This is a genomic window from candidate division KSB1 bacterium, assembly GCA_034506255.1.
GTDB lineage: Bacteria > Zhuqueibacterota > Zhuqueibacteria > Zhuqueibacterales > Zhuqueibacteraceae > Coneutiohabitans > Coneutiohabitans thermophilus.
Window position 1 is genome coordinate 19988 of record JAPDPX010000013.1, and the last position, 18547, is coordinate 38534.

General features: G+C 60.6%; 15 protein-coding genes. 8 read left to right on the plus strand and 7 right to left on the minus strand.

Annotated elements, in window-relative coordinates:
- Positions 1-472 precede the first annotated feature (472 nt).
- Entirely contained in the window at positions 473-2224 is a 1752-nt protein-coding gene (locus ONB52_20855) for a thiamine pyrophosphate-binding protein (protein MDZ7418583.1), read from the minus strand.
- A gap of 425 nt (positions 2225-2649) precedes the next feature.
- Between ONB52_20855 and ONB52_20860 the strand changes: the two genes are divergently transcribed.
- Positions 2650-4485 (plus strand): M14 family metallopeptidase, encoded by a 1836-nt coding sequence (locus ONB52_20860; GenBank protein ID MDZ7418584.1) that lies wholly within the window; start codon positions 2650-2652, stop codon positions 4483-4485.
- A 132-nt stretch (positions 4486-4617) separates the two neighbouring features.
- Here ONB52_20860 and ONB52_20865 read toward each other — a convergent pair whose 3' ends face one another.
- The gene (locus ONB52_20865; GenBank protein MDZ7418585.1) at positions 4618-5943 is read right to left on the minus strand and encodes a T9SS type A sorting domain-containing protein; all 1326 of its coding nucleotides are present in this window, start codon (positions 5941-5943) and stop codon (positions 4618-4620) included.
- Between the two features lie 420 nt (positions 5944-6363).
- Here ONB52_20865 and ONB52_20870 point away from each other — a divergent pair, with 420 nt between their 5' ends.
- A complete protein-coding gene (locus ONB52_20870) occupies positions 6364-6846 on the plus strand; it encodes a DUF192 domain-containing protein (GenBank protein MDZ7418586.1) in 483 nt (160 codons plus the stop codon).
- Between the two features lie 26 nt (positions 6847-6872).
- Here ONB52_20870 and rocF read toward each other — a convergent pair whose 3' ends face one another.
- A complete protein-coding gene (gene rocF / locus ONB52_20875; GenBank protein MDZ7418587.1) occupies positions 6873-7766 on the minus strand; it encodes an arginase in 894 nt (297 codons plus the stop codon).
- A 59-nt stretch (positions 7767-7825) separates the two neighbouring features.
- Positions 7826-8179: a hypothetical protein gene (locus tag ONB52_20880; protein MDZ7418588.1), complete on the minus strand. Its 354-nt coding sequence runs from the start codon at positions 8177-8179 to the stop codon at positions 7826-7828.
- A 460-nt stretch (positions 8180-8639) separates the two neighbouring features.
- Between ONB52_20880 and ONB52_20885 the strand changes: the two genes are divergently transcribed.
- The gene (locus tag ONB52_20885; GenBank protein MDZ7418589.1) at positions 8640-9836 is read left to right on the plus strand and encodes a pyridoxal phosphate-dependent aminotransferase; all 1197 of its coding nucleotides are present in this window, start codon (positions 8640-8642) and stop codon (positions 9834-9836) included.
- 185 nt (positions 9837-10021) lie between these two features.
- Here ONB52_20885 and ONB52_20890 read toward each other — a convergent pair whose 3' ends face one another.
- From ONB52_20890 to ONB52_20900, 3 genes are all read right to left on the minus strand, one after another.
- Entirely contained in the window at positions 10022-11383 is a 1362-nt protein-coding gene (locus ONB52_20890; protein ID MDZ7418590.1) for a sodium:alanine symporter family protein, read from the minus strand.
- Positions 11384-11392: 9 nt separating this feature from the next.
- A complete protein-coding gene (locus ONB52_20895; protein ID MDZ7418591.1) occupies positions 11393-12481 on the minus strand; it encodes a site-2 protease family protein in 1089 nt (362 codons plus the stop codon).
- 325 nt (positions 12482-12806) lie between these two features.
- Positions 12807-13334 carry a hypothetical protein gene (locus ONB52_20900; protein ID MDZ7418592.1) on the minus strand — a complete coding sequence of 176 codons (528 nt, stop codon included), beginning with the start codon at positions 13332-13334 and terminating at the stop codon, positions 12807-12809.
- A gap of 172 nt (positions 13335-13506) precedes the next feature.
- Between ONB52_20900 and ONB52_20905 the strand changes: the two genes are divergently transcribed.
- The 5 genes from ONB52_20905 to zwf all read left to right on the plus strand — a co-directional run bounded on the left by ONB52_20905 (position 13507) and on the right by zwf (position 18527).
- On the plus strand, positions 13507-14274 hold the full coding sequence (locus ONB52_20905; GenBank protein MDZ7418593.1) for a TPM domain-containing protein: 768 nt from the start codon (positions 13507-13509) through the stop codon (positions 14272-14274).
- 23 nt (positions 14275-14297) lie between these two features.
- The gene (locus ONB52_20910; protein MDZ7418594.1) at positions 14298-15023 is read left to right on the plus strand and encodes a nucleotidyltransferase domain-containing protein; all 726 of its coding nucleotides are present in this window, start codon (positions 14298-14300) and stop codon (positions 15021-15023) included.
- Positions 15024-15057: 34 nt separating this feature from the next.
- Positions 15058-15672, plus strand: coding sequence for a LemA family protein (locus ONB52_20915; GenBank protein MDZ7418595.1), 615 nt, complete (start codon positions 15058-15060; stop codon positions 15670-15672).
- Between the two features lie 114 nt (positions 15673-15786).
- Entirely contained in the window at positions 15787-16722 is a 936-nt protein-coding gene (locus ONB52_20920; protein MDZ7418596.1) for a DUF1848 domain-containing protein, read from the plus strand.
- A gap of 266 nt (positions 16723-16988) precedes the next feature.
- On the plus strand, positions 16989-18527 hold the full coding sequence (gene zwf / locus ONB52_20925) for a glucose-6-phosphate dehydrogenase (protein MDZ7418597.1): 1539 nt from the start codon (positions 16989-16991) through the stop codon (positions 18525-18527).
- Positions 18528-18547: the final 20 nt, after the last annotated feature.

Here is an 18547-nt window from a genome sequence, read left to right on the forward strand (position 1 = left end):
CGGAGAGGATCAATCCGGGTGCAAAATTCAGTATAAGGAATCTCGTGAGGTATGGGGCCCCGGCCTCAAATCTTCACCGGCTCAGGCAGGATTAAAATGCGGGCGGCTGTGCATGGCAAGGCGGCAGGCTGCTGGCAACAATCTTCCGCCGGCAAGTGATGATCGGGAGGCGAAGAGCGGGAATGCCCGGCTCGCTTCTCGATTTTCAATCAGCAATCTTCGCAGCCCGTTGCAGCGACACTCTGTGTTATCCCAATCTTCGCCCGGCGCCTCGACAATACAAACTGGAAACGTAATGTCTCGGTCACGTGTGGGGACATGCAGTACAGACATCTCGCCAGCAGGCAGGAGGCCTGCACCATTTCACCCGTTACTGTGGGGACCTGAAAATACTCTGTGCCTTTCTGGTACGAGGGCATGACCGGCCGCGGCCGCCCGCTCCCGAAGCCCGGCTTCTTTGATGGTGACAAACTTACCTGCCCCTCGGCTCGCGGTGCATCTCCTTGAAATGAATCAATCCCGGTGCCCACATGTGCTTGACGGGGTTGACGTCCACGTGGATGACGCTGCATTTGTTCGCTGCCAGGCAGCGCTCCAGCGCCGGCTGCAAGTCCGCCGGATCCGCCACCCGCTCGCCGTGCGCCCCCATGCTCTCCGCCAGCCGGTCGAATTGAATTTCGGCAAAATCGGTATTGATGGTCTCCTCCGGCGGCAGGGCTTTTTTCACCATCGTTTTGACCGGCCGCAGCGCGAACTGCTGGTTGATCTTCACCATGCCCCATTGCCGGTCACAACAGACCAGGTAAATCGGCTTCAGATCATTGCGCACCGCGGTCTCGATTTCCTGCAGGTTGAATCCCATCGCGCCGTCACCGATGATGCAATAAACCTGGCGCCCGGGTAACGCCACGGCGGCGCCCAGCGCCTGCGCCACCCCGGCGCCCAGCATGCCGAACTTTGCAGTGTGCAAAAGCGTGTTGGGCACGCGCGCTTCGTGATAGAAATGCGCCCATACCGCGGTGTTGCCGCCGTCGATCACGCAAATGGCGTCATCCGCAAACACCCGGCGGCACACCTGCGCCACGTGTGCGGGGTTCATCGGCACGCTGGTGTCCTGCAAGGCCGCCGCGAGTTTTTGCCGGTAAGTGTTTCGTGCGTTTTGAAACTTCTTCACTGCTTTCCGGCGCTCGGTCAGCGGCATTTTGTTTTGCAGCGGCCGCAGCTTCTCCGCCAGTCGCGCCAGGAAGATTTTAACATCGGCAAGAATGGCCCAATCCGCCGGTTTGTTGAGGCCGAGGATCTCCTCGTCGATGTCCACCTGAATCATTTTCTGTTTGCCCGCCGGCGCCCAATAGGGCGGCTTGCCCCACCAATCGGTTTCACCCAGCCGCGAGCCCAGCGTCAGCACCACGTCGGCGCTGGTGCGCACCGCCTGGTTGAGCTTGATATGGGTCATTGGAATCGCCAGCTCATGCGTCTCCGGCAGTGCGCTGCGGCCGCCCCAACTCGTGGTCACCGGTGCGTGCAGCAGCTCGGCCACCGTGCGCAACTCGTCATAAGCCGCGGCATGAATCACGCCGCTGCCCGCGTGAATCATCGGCAGTTGGGCGGCCGCGAGCAGCTCCGCCGCCACCGCCACCTGCTCGTCACTGGCGCAAATCGCCTCCACCCGACGATACCGGCCGGGCGCCAGCAGCGGCTGCGCCCCGGTTTTGCCGTTCATCAGGTCTTCCGGCACATCGACGTGCACCACGCCGGGCCGGCCGTGATAGGAGAGCCGCAACGCCCGCCGCATCATCTCCGGCAGCCGGCCGAATGACAGTGCGACCCCGCTCCATTTCGCCATCGGCTTGATCGCGCCGACCTGGTTGAAATATTGATAGGTGCCGCCGCGATCGGGATAGCCGATGCCACTGCGCCGCGTGCTGGTAATCAGCAGCACACGGTTGCCCTCGCCGTTTTCCACCGCCACGCCCGCCAGCGCATTGGCGACGCCCGGACCGTTGCTTGCCATCGCCACGCCCAGTTTGCCGGTGAGCCGCGCATAGGCACCGGCCATGTGCAGCGCGCACGCCTCATGCCGCGGACTGATCAAGTCGATGCCGAATTTTTTCAAACTGGAATAGAAGCCGAAATAGGTGCCATCGATGATGCCAAAGACTTTTTGCACGCCCTCTTTGGCGAGCATCGCCGCCAGGATTTCACCACCGGTGGTTTCTTTCACGGGAGGCCTCCGCAGGGAAAGTCGGACACAATTGTTGTTGAGCAAATTTGTCTTGCAAAAATCTGCGGCAATGGTTTTTTGAATGGTTCAGCAGGCACTGCAATCACGCTGCTGGTGGCGCAAACCATATTCCGGCTGGCGTTGTTTTCGAGCTGGACTACACGACGGAAGTCCTGCACTTTGAAATTCAAATTTCAAGCTGCAACGAATACAGACGGGGCCGCGAGGCCGGAATAACTGTTGGGTTGTAAACAGAGCGTCCCGCGCGGCGCTGATGGGCGTCCTTCGCTCCCCTGCTGGCGGCGGCAGAAACAGCACCGGCAGAGTGAACTGTTTATGCCGCCGCCTCAACTTTCAACCTGAACGAGTATAACAAGATCTGTTCGAACAGTCAAGCGACCCGCCCGGAAAAGGAGGAAAGCTTCATGAGCTGCACAAGATGGTTGCGCTGGCAAATGCCTTTTGCCGGCATTTTTTGGCTGTCTCTGCTTCCCGCAGATTTGTTCAGTCAGGCCTCCCACCACCCCCGCCTTCCGCCCGAATTGCCGTGGCGCGGTCAAAGTGAAGCGCTCATTGTCTCGCCCGATGATCCCTGGATCACGCCGGCGGAGAAAAGCGGATTGACACGCACCCCGCGCTACGACGAAACCGTGCAATGGCTGCGCATGCTCTGCGCGGCGGCGCCGGAGCTGAAGATGGTCTCGCTCGGGAAGAGTCTGCAAGGCCGCGACATTTGGATGGTGATTGCCTCCCGCGAAAAGGCCTTCACCCCCGCCGCCCTGCGCGCCAGCCGCAAACCGGTTTTTCTCGTGCAGGCCGGCATTCATTCCGGCGAGATCGACGGCAAGGACGCCGGCATGATGCTGCTGCGCGACCTGACGGTGCGCCGCACGAAGCACGAACTGCTCGACCACGTGAATCTGCTGTTTGTGCCGATTTTCAGCGTCGATGCCCATGAACGCTTCTCGCCCTACAACCGCATCAACCAGCGCGGCCCGCTGGAAACCGGCTGGCGCACCACCGCGCGCAATCTCAACCTCAATCGCGATTACACCAAGCTCGATGCCGCCGAGATGCGCTGCCTGGTGCGCGCCCTCAACGAGTACGATCCCGATCTTTATTTCGACATTCACGTCACCGACGGCGCGGACTATCAATACGACATCACCTTCGGCTACAACGGGCCGCATGCCCATTCGCCGGCCGGTGCCGCCTGGCTCGACCAGTTTCTCACGCCCGCCGTCCATCGCGATTTGGAGGCCATGGGGCACATCCCCGGCCCGTTGGTTGGCGGTCCGGCGGACGGCAAAGATTTTCGCACCGGCATGATCGAGTGGACCGCCTCGCCGCGTTTTTCCAACGGCTACGGCGACCTGCGTCATCTGCCCACTGTGCTGGTCGAGAACCACTCGCTCAAACCCTACAAACAGCGCGTGCTCGGAACCTATGTGCTGCTGGAAAGCACGCTGCGCGTCCTCGCCAGACACGGCAGCGCATTGCAGGAAGCCATTGCAACAGACCGCCGCCGGCGCATGCCGGAAGTGCCGCTCGCCTGGCGCGTGCCGCAAACCGCCTCCCCCGACAGCTTCACCTTTCTCGGAGTGGAAGCCCGCGAAGTATTCTCTGCCATCACCAACAGTCGCTACCTGCAATGGACCGGCAAAACTTACGCCGCCAAAATTCCGCTGAAGAAGATGAGTGAAGCGGCGCAGACCGTGCGCCGTCCCACCGCATACTGGATCCCGCCGGCATGGCCGGAGGTGATTGAACGCCTGGCCCTGCACGGCATCCAGATGGAACGGTTGACTGCGCCGCGCGAAATCGCCGTGGAAATGTATCGACTGGAAAATGTCAAACTCGCGAGCCGGCCTTTTGAAGGCCATGTCAGCGTGAGTGCCACGGCGGTGGCGGAGACGACAACGCGGCAATTCCCGGCGGGCACCGTGCGCATTGCCACCGACCAGCCGCTGGGTGACCTCGCTGTCCTCCTGCTGGAGCCGGCCTCCGGCGATTCTTTTTTCCGCTGGGGATTTTTTCTGGAATGTCTGTCGCCGGCGGAATATGTCGAGGACTATGTCATGCAGCCGATGGCGGAAGCCATGCTCGCCGAGGACGCACAGCTCAAAGCCGCCTTCCAAACCAAAGTGCAGAGCGATTCGCTTTTCGCACAAAATCCGCACGAGCGGTTGCAGTGGTTCTATCAACGCACGCCGTTTTACGATCAGGAGGCGAATCTTTATCCCGTGGCGCGGGAGTTGTGATTTGAGGTGATCTCGCGGGTGACAAATGCAGGGTGGTGCCCGGCTCGACGCTGTCGCAACAGGATCGACAGGATTAACGTCGAATCCCGCCAATCCAGTCAATCCTGTCGAAGATCCAGCGGGCGGGCCGCGCTATTCGAGCAAGACCATCTTGCGCGCCGCAGAGAATTTGCCCGAGCGCAAAACGCAGAGGTAGACTCCTGGTGCTGCTTTTCTGCCCCTTTCATCTCTTCCATCCCAATGCACGCGGTGTTGCCCGGCGGGCACGAGTTGACTGAGCAAGCGCCGTGTGCGTTGGCCGAGGGCATTGTAGATTTCCAGCGTCACGGTTTGCGGCTGCGGCAATTCATACACAATCACTGTTTCCGGATTGAAGGGATTGGGATAATTGCCCAACAGGCGCAGAGAACGTGGGGCAGTACTCGTTCCACCGTCCTGCTCAACCGAAGTTGCCACGGAGAGATCATTCAGAAACCAAACGTCGTTGAAATCAGTTGCGCCACCGCGCCCGCCGAAGATTACCATGCGATCCTCCTCCGGCAGATAAATGGCGGCCGCGCCCTCCCGGCTCGCGGGCCCAACGCCGGTGGCATGCAATTGTTGCCACCGGCCGCTTTCCAAAGCGAAGGCCCAAACCTCATTGGTCTGACTGGCGCCCAGATTGCCGCCAAAGTTGATGACGCGATGATTGCGGCTGTCGTAGATACTCGCCGGAAACCATCGCCCCGCCGGACTTGCTGCCGGCGTCAAATCCCGCCACTGATTTTGATTCAAATCAAATGCCCAGATATCGCCGCGGGCGCCGTTGGTTTGGCCGCCGTAGATGATCATGCGATGATTGCGGCTGTCGTAGCAGGCGGTGTGCAAGCAGCGCTTTTCAGGATGAATCGCCAGGCTGAGCTGCTGCCAGGCGTTGTCCGCGGGCTTGAAGCGCCAGGTGTCATCGAAGCGGCCTTGATCGGTGAAGCCCGCAAACGTCACCAGCTCGCGGCGGCGGGGATCGTACACCGCGGCCGTGCCGTAACGGACATTGGGCCTGGGATCAGGCGGGTTGAATTGTGACCAGGAATAGCTTCTTGGATCGAAGGCCCACACGTCATTGAAGAAAACTGCGCCCTGGCCCGACCAAATGAGCATCAACTGCTGCGCCGAATCATAAACGCCATTGGCCGTGAAGCGGGGTGCTGGCGCAGGGCCGGTGGCCGGCGTCAGCTCCGTCCAGGTGTTGGTGGTGAGATGCAATGCCCAGACGTCGTTGCGATCACCGGCAGTGCTGCGGCCGCCGAAGATAATCAGGCGGTGGCCGGCGGTATCATAAACCGCGGCGGCATTGCGGCGCGGCACGGGCGCGGCGCCGGAGGCCGGGGTCATTTCCTGCCAACTTTGCGGCCGGAGCGTGAGCGGCAGCAACAGCGCCGCACACCAGCCGCACAACAGAAGACGAATGCGAGCCTGCATGTGTTCTCCGCTGAGATGGGTGCCAACCGGATTGCAATCCCTCGTATGAACGTAGAAAGCCCGTGGTTTCATTCCCGGTGTCTGATGCGTAATTCCATCAATCTCATTCGAAACATCGGTGCTTGCAATCGTGAAGGCTTTCCGACGAATACAATCGCCCCGGCGGATTAGGAAGATTTTGATCCGCCGGCTTGTTCTGAGCCGTTGGAAGATCCTTTTTAGAATGCGGCTTGCCCTGGGTTGAAAGGCAGGAACCTCTGACATGCGTCCGCAGACGGGCAAGCGCGCGCAGGCAGAAGTGAAGATCACAACGGGCGGAACTGACCGGCAAACGCTTCCGCCTTGCATGAGGTCGAGAATCTTGTTAGCTTCGCAGGCAAAAATAACTGAGACCAAGCCCTCCAGCGAGCGGAGTCGTACGTGAGAAATTCCAGCACAGCATTTTTCTACACCAGCATCATCAGTGGCCTGATCTGCCTGCTGGGCGGGTTGGGCTGCAAGCAGCAGCCCGATGCGAAACCTGCAACCGGGAGCGCAGCGCAAATCCCGGAAGGCCGCCAGCGTATCACCGTCGGCGCAACCCCGCTGTTTGTCGAAGTCGTGCAGACCGACGAAGAACGCATGCGCGGTCTGATGTTTCGCGCGCAACTGCCGGAGGATCAGGGCATGCTGTTCGTTTTTGAAGTGGCGCGCCTGCAATCGTTTTGGATGCGCAACACTTTCATCCCGCTGGACATTGCTTTCATCGCCAGCGACGGCAAAATCGTCGACATCCAACACATGGTGCCGTTGGATGAGAGCAAGAGTTATGTCTCGGTCGCGCCGGCGCAGTATGTTTTGGAAGTGAACGCCGGCTGGTTTGCACGGCACGGTGTCAAGGTGGGAGAGGTGGTGAGATTTTGAGCGCGCCGGCGGCCCGCGGCCGCTGGTCACAGAATCGACTGGCCGAAAAGCGAGGCCAGCAGCGCGACGGCAATGCTGGCGGTGTGATTGCGATGATCGAGAATGGGATTGACCTCCACGATGTCGATCGAACGCACCAGTTTCGAATCGGCCAGCATTTCCATGACAAGATGGGCTTCGCGATAGGTCAGGCCGCCCGGCACGGGGGTGCCGACGCCCGGGGCATCGAGCGGATCGAGGCTGTCCATGTCCAAACTCACATGCAGCCGTGACAAATGACTCAAACGCCGCAGCGCCTCCCGCATCACGACGGAGATGCCGCGCTCATCGATTTCGCGCATGGTGTAGACGGTGACGCCACTTTGCTTCAGCAGGATTTTTTCCAGCGGGTCGAGGTCGCGCACCGCAATCAGCACGAGATCCGGGGGCCGGAGTTTGGCGCCCGGCCGGCCGAGATTGACCAGCTCCGGCGCGCCCTGCCCCATGAGCGCGGCGAGCGGCATGCCGTGAATGTTGCCGCTTGGCGAGCTCTCCGGTGTGTTGAAGTCACCGTGGGCGTCGATCCACAACACGCCGGCGGGTGAATCGTGCGTGATGCCGCCGATGGTGCCGGCGGCGATCGAATGATCGCCACCGAGAAACAACGGAATCTTGCCGGCGGCAATCGCTTCGCGGCCAAGTTGATAAACGGTCTCGCAGGTTTTGACCACCGTCGGCAGGAACCGGATGCCGCCTTCACGCGGCAGGATGGCGCGATCTTCCACCGGCACGTTGCCATAATCTTCGATTTCGTGCCCGAGTTGCAACAGGCGGTCATACAAGCCGGCGTAGCGCAGGGCGCTCGGCCCCATGTCCACGCCGCGCCGGGACTGCCCGAGGTCCATGGGCACACCAATCACGCGAATGGTAACAGCCGACATCTCCGCTTGCTCCTTGCGATTGACAATGATCTTCCCGACGGCAGGGTGTGCGTCCAATCCTATTTTTTCTTTTTGGGCTCATCCTCGTAAACCATCACGCCGAAATTCTTGTTGGCGATGGTGATGCCGATTTTGAGCCTGCCGCGCACGGTGATTTCCTGGCCCTCGAAGGGCACGCGGTTGTACGGCTTCACCCAAATCTCTCCGGTGTCATCCGTGATCTTCACCAGGCTCTGCCCGAGGATGGGAATTGCGAAAGTCGAAGTCACTTTGCCTTTCACCGTCACCGGTTGTTCGTTGTACTTGCCGGGGTTGGCGGTCAGCTCGCTGATTTTCATCCGACCCGCGGCGCAGGCGGTGAGCAGAGAGACGGCTCCCAGCAACAGCATGACGGTGCGAAGCATGGCAACCATGATTTTCCTCCTCGTCAGGTCAGTTGTGGCGCATCATGATCAACCCGCGTGCCTTGGCGGGTGGGGCGTTTGCTGCGAAAAGAAACCGGCGCAATTTGCCTTTTGCCCGTGAAAACCGCAAGGGAAAACTGGTGCGCCGCGTGCTCCCTGCGCAATGTGTGGGGCAGCGCAGGCATCCCAGCCTGTAGACGAAATGTCTGCGCCATGTCCCCAGGTGTTACCGAGGCAGTATCGCGCTGCGAGACCCCGTCCGTTGGGTGTGGCGTGCGAGTTGGCAGGCCTGCAGACAGGACTGCGGCATGTCGTTCGCCGCAAATACTCGAGGCATAGCCGCGCCGTCGCCTCCTTCCGGACTGGCAGACGCCGTCATCATGCTGCCACGCGGGAAACCCTCTCCCGGCAAAGGCATTCCGGCAAAGTTTGCACGGCGGTCTGCTTCAATGCATGCACAGGAGCAAGGATGATGTTTTCCTCGCGCTTCACGTGGAGCCTCCACGCCAATCGTTTGTCCCGTGTGCTGGAAGCCCGGCATGCGGCCGGCCAGGATGTGCTCGATCTCACGGAATCGAATCCCACCCGGGCCGGCTTCGATTACTCGGCAGAGACGATTCTGGCCGCGCTGGCGCAGCCGCAGGCGTTGGTGTATGAGCCGTCGCCACGCGGTTTGTCCCCCGCGCGGGCGGCGATTGCCGGCTACTATGCTTCTCTCGGCCATGCCGTTGATCCGGAGGCGCTGCATCTTACTGCGAGCACCAGTGAAGCCTACGCCTTTCTCTTCAAGTTGCTCGCCGATCCCGGAGACGAGGTGCTGGCACCACAGCCGAGTTATCCGCTGTTCGATTTTCTCACTGCGCTGGAGGCGGTGAAGCTGTTGCATTATCCCCTGCATCATGACAGGCAGGCGGGCTGGCGTATCGATTTGGAACGGCTGGCAGCCATGATCAGCACCAAAACACGCGCGCTGCTTGTCGTCAACCCCAACAATCCCACCGGCTCCTTTCTCAAACAGGAGGAACGTCAGGCTTTGAACGCGCTGTGCCGCGAGTATGATTTGGCCTTGATCAGTGACGAAGTTTTTGCCGACTACGGCCATGGTGATGATCCGCAGCGCGTGACCACGCTGATCGACAATCACGCCGTCCTGACCTTTGTGCTCGGCGGGCTGTCCAAGACGCTCGGTCTGCCGCAGATGAAGCTGGCCTGGATTCACGTGGCCGGCCCGGCCGACCTGGCGGTGGAAGCCCGGGAGCGCCTCGATTTCATTGCCGACACCTATCTTTCCGTGGGCACGCCCGTGCAACAGGCGACGCCGCGCCTGCTGGCGTTGCGCCGGGAAATACAGCAGCAGATTCGGCAGCGCGTGGCCGCCAATGAGCGGCATTTGCGCGAACAATGCCATGGACGACACGGAGTCAGGCTGTTGCCGCGTGAGGGCGGCTGGTATGCCGTGCTCGCGCTGCCGCCGTCCGTGCGTGAGGAGGAATTCACGCTTGCTCTGCTCGCGCAGGATCATGTCCTGGTGCATCCGGGCTATTTTTTTGATTTCGCGCAGGAGGGTTTCCTGGTGGTGAGCTTGTTGACGCGGCCGGCGGTGTTGCAGGAGGGGACGACACGCCTGCTGGCGCGCCTCGCGCGCGGGTGGGATTTGAGATGGTGAAGATTGCCGGATTTTTCGGCATCAGAGCATTGGCTGTGCCACACCGTCCGGATCTTCCCGAGATCCGGACGGTGCAAAAACGAAGGGGATGACGCACCGAATGACAGAATCCTGCTCGTGCAAATGAACGAGCCACACATGCTCTCCGCGAACATGGTGGCTTTGAGCTTTGCTGTCTGACGCGTTCACGTTTTCTCGTTGGAGAAATGCTTCTTGGTTTCTGCCACAATCACGCCCGACAGCGCCAACAATCCAATGAGATTGGGGATCGCCATGAGGCCGTTCATCAAATCCGCCAGTGACCACACCAGCTGCAACTGGGCCACGGCTCCGACGGCGACAAAGATGGAAAACACCACGCGATACGGTTTGATCGACTTGACGCCGAACAAGTACTCGACGGATTTCTCGCCATAGTAGCTCCATCCCAGCAGGGTGGAGTAGGCGAACAGAATCAAGCCGACGGCAACGATCAACCCGCCACTCTCGCCGGGCAGACCGGTGCTGAACGCGGCGGTGGTGAGCTGGGCGCCGGTTTTGCCCGTGGTCCACACGCCGGTGGCGATGATCGTGAAGCCGGTGATGCTGCACACCACGATGGTGTCGATGAAGGTCTGCGTCATCGAAACGAGCGCCTGGGTCACGGGGTTTTTCGTTTGCGCGGCGGCCGCGGCGATCGGTGAGCTGCCCAAGCCGGATTCATTGGAGAACACGCCGCGCGCCACGCCGTAGCGAATGCCCTGCAGCACCGTGGCGCCGGCAAATCCGCCGATGGCCGCACTCGGGGTGAAGGCATCACTCAGCACATACAGCACGATATCGGGAATGCCGCGCCAGTTGATCAACAGCACGAGCAGCCCGCCGAGCATGTACAGCACGATCATGACCGGCACGAGCACGCTGGCGGTGCGGGCAATGCTGCGAATGCCGCCGAGAATGACCAGGGCGGTGGCGACCGCCAGCACGATGCCGGTGGCGGCATGCGGCACGCCGAAGGAGCTGTGCATGGCATCCGCCACGGAATTGGATTGCACCATGTTGCCGATGCCGAACGCCGCAATCGCGGCGAACAGCGCGAACAGCATGCCGAGAAATTTGCCCAGGCGCGGATTCTTCAGGCCACGCGACAGGTAGTACATCGGGCCGCCGCTCATCATGCCGTTCTCGTCCACCACGCGATACTTGACCGCCAGCACGGCTTCGGCATACTTGGTGGCCATGCCGAACAAGCCGGTGATCCACATCCAAAACAGCGCCCCCGGCCCGCCGGAGGCGATTGCCGTTGCCACACCCGCGATGTTGCCGGTGCCGACGGTGGCCGCCAGCGCCGTCATCAGCGCCTGGAAATGGCTGATGTCGCCGGCCGCATGGCTGTCCTCTTTGCGTTTGATGAGTGCCAGATAGAGTGAATGCTTGAGCGTGCGAAACTGCAGGCCACGCAACAGGAAGGTGAGATAAATGCCGGTGCCCACCAGCAACACCAACATCGGGGGTCCCCAAACGTAACTACTGGCCGTGTTGATCCAATTCAAAAGCTCGTTTTGCATTCCTCCTCCTTATCCTGCCTTTTTTTCCAGCGTGGAGGCCACCATGAAGTAGCGGCCGATGTTTTCCAGGGTCAGCATGCCGAGAATGCGGTTGTCGTCCACCACCGGCACGGAATCCAGCTTTTTTTCCAGCATCTCTTCGTACACGCGCGCCAGGCTGGCAAAGGGCCGCACCGCGGTGAAGCGCGTCTCCATGAAGTCGCACACCGGGGCTTCCACGCCGCGTTGATAGATGGCCGCCATGACTTTGCTTTTGGGGAGAATGCCGACCAGCCGCTGGTTTTGCAGCACCGGGAAATCATCCTGACAGCCTTGATAGGAGTGTTCGAGCGCTTTGCGCAGGGGATCGTCGGGGGCAAGTGTGTACACGCGCGTGGACATGACACGCGCGACCGCGACGCCCTCAATCGCCTCGCGCAAGCGCACCATGCTCTCTTCACTGCCGGCGCCGGTGAAGATGAACACTGCAATCACCACCAGCCACCAATTGTTGAGGAAGAAGATGCCCGCCAGACTGAACAACACCGCGAAGATCTGGCCGATATTGCTGGCATAGCGCGTGGCGCGGCCGTAGGGATAGCGCAGCGCGAGCAACGCGCGCAGCACGCGGCCGCCATCCATCGGGAAGGCGGGAATGAGATTGAACAGCCCCATGAAAGCGTTCAGGCTGAGCATGCCGTTCCAGAAGTCTTTGCCGCTGAGATCGAAGCTCAAATGATCCACCGGCAGACCGAGGGTTTGCAGGACAAGGTAGAGCACGATCACTGCGGCAAAGTTCACCGCCGGCCCCGCCAGCGCGATGACGATTTCCTGGCGGGGATTTTTCGGGAGATTTTCCATGCGCGCCACGCCGCCGATCGGCAACAGCACGATGTCGCGCACCACCACGCCATAGCGCAGCGCCGCCAGGCTGTGCCCGAGCTCATGCAGCAGCACGAACAGGAAGATGGTCAAAAAGAAAAGCACGGCAGCCAGGCCGGCCGCCGGGCCGCCCGCGGCGGTGTTCGTCCAGCCGACGAAAAACAGCAACAGCAGGAAGATGGCGTGCACCTTGACTTCAATGCCGAAAATCGTGGCGAATTTGAATGACCATTTCATGACAACCGTGTCCTGTGATCATGTTGCAAGGCCGTATGACGATGCAGGTAAATAGCCCGTGGGAGGCAAAGATGCAAGCAAAATGACACCGGCGCCGTAATCCGCAGTAACGCGTGGAGCAGCGCAGACAGCCCTGCCGGCAGACAAGGTGTCCAATGCTGCCAACTTTCTCACAGCGATAAAATCCAAAAGCCAAAAACACGCAAGGACGCGAAGCTGCAGGGGTTTCGTAAAGAATAACCGTTCCACCACGCTTTGACCGTGGCTTTATCCTGCGATCCTGGAGATGCTCTCTGCCGGAATACCACGGCCATGCCGTGGCAGATCAAAAAGGGGAGGGAACGGTCAGCGTGAAGATTTTTGAACCACGCCACCCGCCAAGAGCACGAGAGCAAATCCGGCGGCCTGTGTGATTTTGGTGGTGTTGAGGCTTGTTGTTGGGCAGGTGCTCCAGAAAAAACTCTTTGCGTGAGAGCTTCTTGCTTTGTTTGAAAAGTTTGTGCCTGAATTTTGCATGCTGGCTTGCTGTTGTCCGGAAGAAAGGGCGTGTGTGACGTGCACCCCTGCCGGAGTTGACCGCAGGTTTGCCTGCGAAATTTTTTATGCCCCACTGCCTGGGTGGTTGGGCGTTGCGATTATTGGCGTTTCTCGCGGCGGAGATCAGTTCAGTCTGGGTGCAAAATTCAGGCAGTGATGCCGGACAAGATGTCTGGGCCACGTCCCAACACATAACTGAGGCATTACGCTCCGGCCATTTTTCCGCTTGATTTTTTGGTGATGATATGGTAAGCTGCGGCGCATATTTGCTGAATTTTTCGGCACACGCATGCCTCATTCCTTGTTGCTCGTCCAAAGCACATGCCGTGTTGCTCCTGCATGGCATCCTTCCATGACGGATGGCATTCCTGGAAAATTGATGAGATGAGCCGCAGACGAGGTCCTGCCGCCGGCCAATTTTTTCGGTTGAACGCGACGGCCGGCAGACACCCCGGCGCAGTAATGAGGTCTTCTGCACTGGAAGGAACGTGAAAGTGAAGCACGCCTGCAGGCGTTTCCGTTGGACCGGCCTTGCACTTTCCCAGCTTCTCTGGCTGTGGGCATCGGCGCACGGTCAGGAGTTCCCGCAGCCCGTCGGCCATGTCAATGATTTTGCCGGGGTCATCCCTGCGGGAACAGCCGCACAACTCACCGCGCTGTGCACCGAGCTCGAGCAGAAGACCGGCGCCGAGCTGGCAATCGTCACCGTAGACTCGATCGGCGATTACGACTATGTCGATTATGCCGTGCGGTTGTTTGAACGATGGGGAATCGGCAAGAAGGGGCGCGACAACGGCGTGTTGATCTTGCTCACGGTGCGCGAGCGCAAAGCCCGCATCGAAGTGGGCTACGGTTTGGAGGGCATTTTGCCCGACATTACCGTGGGCCGCATCTTCCGCCAGTACATGCTGCCCGAGTTGCGGCGCAATGATTACGGTGCCGGCCTGTTGGCGGGCGCGGCTGCTCTCGCCGGTCTGATTGCCGCCGATGCCGGCGTGGAGCTGACCGGCGCGATCCAGCCGCGGCTGCGGCGGGAGCGCGGCGCAGATAGAAGCCTGTCGATGCCGGCGCTGCTCTTCTTTTTTTTGGTGATTTTGATCCTGGCGCGCAGCGGCCTGCTCGGCCCGCTGGTGCTCTCCGGCGGTCTCGGCGGCTCCCGTCGCAGCGGCGGATTTGGCGGTGGTTTTGGCGGCGGCGGATTCGGTGGTTTTGGCGGCGGCCGCAGCGGTGGCGGTGGCGCCGGCGGCAGCTTCTGATCGACCAGACGATCGAGGTGAAGATGAAAAAGATGCCCGCAGCTTCGGAGGCGATTTTTGCAGCGTATGTCCAGGACTGGCAGGCCGCAATGGGTGCCGATTTGGAGGCGGTTATTCTCTACGGCAGCGCGGCGCGCGGCGAATATGCCGCCGACCAATCCGATATCAATTTCCTGATCGTACTCACGCCCGCCGGCATGACGCGGCTGCGGCAGGCCATCCCGCTCACCGCCAAATGGCAGCAGCGCGCGATGGTCACGCCGCTGGTGCTCACCCGCGCTTTTCTGCAGGCCTCGCGCGACAGTTTTCCCATCGAGTTGCTCAGCATGCAATGCCATCACCGCGTGCTCTTCGGCGAAGACGTGTTGTCGCGGTTGGAAATCGCGCCCGCGCATTTGCGGCTGCAACTCGAGCGCGAAATCAAAGGCAAGCTCGTGCATCTGTGGAAGGGGCTGCTTGGCCGGGGCCAGGATCGCCAGGCGCTGCTGGCGCTGCTGCGGGCCTCGATCAACGATTTTTACGCGCTGTTCGAAGCGTTCTTGTTTCTCAAAGGCGAAGCGATTCCCGCCACCCGCCAGGAGAGTTTTCTCAAAGTTGCCGCCCTTGCCAATTTGGATACCGGTTTCATCGCCCCGCTGTTCCGGCTGCAAACAGGCAGCGCACGGCCCTATCGCGAAGAGCTGTGGCAGCTCACGGAAGATTACATCGCGCAGATCACAAAACTGACCGAGTACATCGACCACATGTAGGTTTTCCCCCATCTGACTGAAGGAGGAATGGAGCATGAGCAAAAAGTTTCTCATCGGCGTGGGCATCATCGTGCTGCTGGTGCTTTTCGTCTACAGCTTTTTCTCGGGAAACTACAACAAGCTGGTGAGCCTGGACGAGGGCGTGAAGCAGGCCTGGGCGGAGGTGCAAAACAACTATCAGCGCCGCGCCGATTTGATTCCGAATTTGGTGGAGACGGTGAAGGGCGCCGCCAAGTTCGAACAGGAGACGCTGCAGAAAGTGATCGAAGCGCGCAGCAATGCCACACGCCCGGAGATCAATGCCGAAAATGTGCTCAACGACCCGCAGGCGTTTCAGCGGTTTCAACAGGCGCAGGACAATCTCGGCGCGGCGCTCAGCCGCCTGCTGGTCGTGGTCGAGCGCTATCCCGAGCTGAAGGCCAATCAAAACTACCTCGATCTGCAAACCCAGCTCGAAGGCACGGAGAACCGCCTCACCACGGCACGCCGGCGCTTCAATGAAGCCGTGCAGACTTACAACAGCATGGCGCGCACTTTCCCGGTGAACTTGATTGCCGGCATGTTCGGCTTCCAGCAACGGCCTTATTTCGAAGCCTCCGCCGCAGCGCAGCGGGCCCCGCGCGTCGATTTCGGCGGCGATAAAAACTAGCGAGTCCGCCGGGATGCTCCGGCGAAAGCAGAAGCGCCACGGGAATACTCACCATGATTTCGCGGGATTTCGAGTTTCACGGGCAAAAGCCCGACGCAATCGCAAGGATGCCGCATGGCCGTTCGCACTGAGTGCGCGCCGCGCATCATTTCGGTATCGCGGCGCACTGACATTCCCGCCTACTATGCTGACTGGTTCATGCGCCAGGTGGAAAAGGGGGAGGTTTATTATCCCAACCCCGTCAGCTTTCAACCGGTGCGGCTGTCACTGCTGCCCGAGCAGGTGTTGTTGCTGGTTTTCTGGACGCGCAATCCGCATCCGCTGGAACGCCATCTTGACCGGCTGGAGGCGCGCTACGGCTGTGCCTTCTATTTCCACTTCACCATCAACGGCCTGCCCAAAATTCTGGAGAGCAACAACCCCCCGCTGGATTTTGCCATCGCCACTTTCCGGCGCTTGGCGCAGCGGTATCCCGGCCGGGTTTACTGGCGCTATGATCCCATCGTCCTGTCCGATCACACACCGGTGGATTATCATCTGAAAAAGTTCAATGAGCTCGCCCGCCGGCTGCGCGGTGCCACCACGCGCTGCTATTTTTCTTTTGTGCAATGGTATCAAAAGGTCCGGCGCAACTTTGCCGGGGCGGCGCGCCAGCATGGCATACAGTTTCATGATCCCCCTTTGGCGGAACGCCTGGCGCTGGTACAGGCGCTTGCAGATCTGGCGGCACCGCATGGCATTCAGCTTTATTCCTGCTGCCAGGACGCCCTGTGCGCGGTGCCGCAAGTGCTGAAGGCGCGTTGTGTCGATGCCGAAGCCGTGCGCCAATGGGCGCCGGAGCGCTGGCGCCGGCTGCGTGCGGCACCGACGCGTGAAGACTGTGGCTGTTATGAAAGCCGCGACCTCGGCTATTACGACAGTTGCCCGCATGGCTGTCTTTATTGCTATGCCAACCTCAACCGCGCGAAGGCCAGGGCCTTTCACGACCGCTATCTGCGGAATCGGACACTGCCGCTGGATCTGCAGGCAAGAACGTTGCCCCCTGGTTGAGCCGGGTTTGCGCAAGTTCCGGCGTGGAGGAGACGCTGGAAGTTTACTGCCACGGCCGTTATGGGAGCAGGGGCTCAACACCGCAGCCCGGGCGGTGCTGCAACTGCCGGCGGGGTTCATCTTCGGTTGAGGGGAGGTTTGTAGAGCCTGGTTGTGGAGGAGGGGCAGAGGGTTCAATGCAGCGGCCCAGCCGCTGCGGGAGCATATCTTGAGCATTCACTGTTTCGGAGGGAGATGAAAACACCTCATGACAAGGAAACGACAACATGCCCCACACCACTGCCAGCGAGAACCCACTGCGTGAGGGTCTGCGTCTCGAACGCATGCCGGAACCCAATGTCCTGGTCATTTTTGGCGCCTCCGGTGATCTCACCAAACGCAAACTGCTGCCGGCGTTGTTCAATCTCGCCTGCGACAACCTGCTGCCCCAGGATTTTGCCGTGGTGGGCTTCGCGCGGCGGGAGAAAACCCACGCGGCGTTCCGCGAAGAGATGGTGCAGGCCATCACCCAGTTCTCCCGCAACCGAGAGTTCGACGGCAACATGCTGCAGCATTTCAGCGAGCGCATTTTTTATCATGCTGCCACCTTTGAAGACGAGGCCGGATATGCCGGTTTGCAGCGCCTGCTCACGGAGCTGGATACCAGCCATCAAACCGCGGGCAACCGGCTCTTTTATCTCGCCACCCCGCCGGAGCACTATCCGGTGATTGTGCAGCGCCTGGGCCGGACCGGCATGGCCCGCAATGAGCGCGGCTGGACGCGCGTGATCATCGAGAAGCCGTTTGGCCGCGACCTGGAAACAGCGCGCGAATTGAACCGGCAGGTGCTGCAAGTGTTCGATGAAAGCCAGGTCTTTCGCATCGACCACTATCTCGGCAAGGAGACGGTGCAAAACATCCTGGTGTTTCGCCTGGCCAACGGCATCTTCGAGCCGATTTGGAACCGCCACTACATCGACCATGTGCAGATCACGGTGGCGGAAGACCTGGGCGTGGAGGGCCGCGGCAGTTACTACGAAACCGCGGGCGTGATGCGCGACATGATTCAGAACCACATGCTGCAACTTCTGGCACTGGTGGCGATGGAACCGCCGATCGCTTTTGCCGCGCAGGAAGTGCGCAACGAAAAGGTGAAAGTGCTGCAGGCCATTCGTCCGATTTTGCCCGGGGATATCGCCACGCACACGGTGCGCGCACAATACGGCCCGGGTTTGGTCGGCGGCCGGCTGGTGCCGGGCTATTTGCAGGAGCCGGGGGTCGCGCCGACTTCACGCACCGAGACCTTCGTTGCTCTCAAGCTTTTTGTCGACAACTGGCGCTGGGCCGGCGTGCCGTTTTTCCTGCGCAGTGGCAAACGGCTGCCCAAACGCGCAACCGAGATCGCGATTCATTTCAAATCCGCGCCGCATCTGCTCTTTGGGGCGCATACCGCCGGTCTGGAAGCCAATGTGCTGGCGCTGCGCATCCAGCCGGAGGAAGGCATCACCCTGCGATTTGCCGCCAAATTGCCGGGTGCCGCGATCCAGGTCCGCACGGTCAACATGGATTTTCGCTACGGCACCTCTTTCGGCAAGCCCTCGCCGGAGGCTTATGAGCGTTTGCTGTGGGATTGCATGCTGGGCGATTCCACGCTGTTCACCCGCCGCGATGAGGTGGAAGCCTCCTGGCAATTCGTCACGCCGATCCTGGAAGCCTGGCAGGAACGCAACGACCAGCCCCTGCCGCAATATCAAGCCGGCACGTGGGGCCCGCCCCAGGCCGAGACCTTCATCGAATCCGAAGGCCGGCGCTGGCGCCGGCTTTAGTGTCGCAAAAGAATTCAAAC

Excerpts from the sequence above, each read along its gene's own strand:
- ONB52_20860 (MDZ7418584.1), top strand. The coding sequence starts at position 2,650 with ATGAGCTGCACAAGATGGTTGCGCTGGCAAATGCCTTTTGCCGGCATT.
- ONB52_20865 (MDZ7418585.1), bottom strand. The coding sequence starts at position 5,943 with ATGCAGGCTCGCATTCGTCTTCTGTTGTGCGGCTGGTGTGCGGCGCTG.
- rocF (MDZ7418587.1), bottom strand. The coding sequence starts at position 7,766 with ATGTCGGCTGTTACCATTCGCGTGATTGGTGTGCCCATGGACCTCGGG.
- ONB52_20880 (MDZ7418588.1), bottom strand. The coding sequence starts at position 8,179 with ATGGTTGCCATGCTTCGCACCGTCATGCTGTTGCTGGGAGCCGTCTCT.
- ONB52_20885 (MDZ7418589.1), top strand. The coding sequence starts at position 8,640 with ATGATGTTTTCCTCGCGCTTCACGTGGAGCCTCCACGCCAATCGTTTG.
- ONB52_20890 (MDZ7418590.1), bottom strand. The coding sequence starts at position 11,383 with ATGCAAAACGAGCTTTTGAATTGGATCAACACGGCCAGTAGTTACGTT.
- ONB52_20895 (MDZ7418591.1), bottom strand. The coding sequence starts at position 12,481 with ATGAAATGGTCATTCAAATTCGCCACGATTTTCGGCATTGAAGTCAAG.
- ONB52_20910 (MDZ7418594.1), top strand. The coding sequence starts at position 14,298 with ATGAAAAAGATGCCCGCAGCTTCGGAGGCGATTTTTGCAGCGTATGTC.
- ONB52_20915 (MDZ7418595.1), top strand. The coding sequence starts at position 15,058 with ATGAGCAAAAAGTTTCTCATCGGCGTGGGCATCATCGTGCTGCTGGTG.
- ONB52_20920 (MDZ7418596.1), top strand. The coding sequence starts at position 15,787 with ATGGCCGTTCGCACTGAGTGCGCGCCGCGCATCATTTCGGTATCGCGG.
- zwf (MDZ7418597.1), top strand. The coding sequence starts at position 16,989 with ATGCCCCACACCACTGCCAGCGAGAACCCACTGCGTGAGGGTCTGCGT.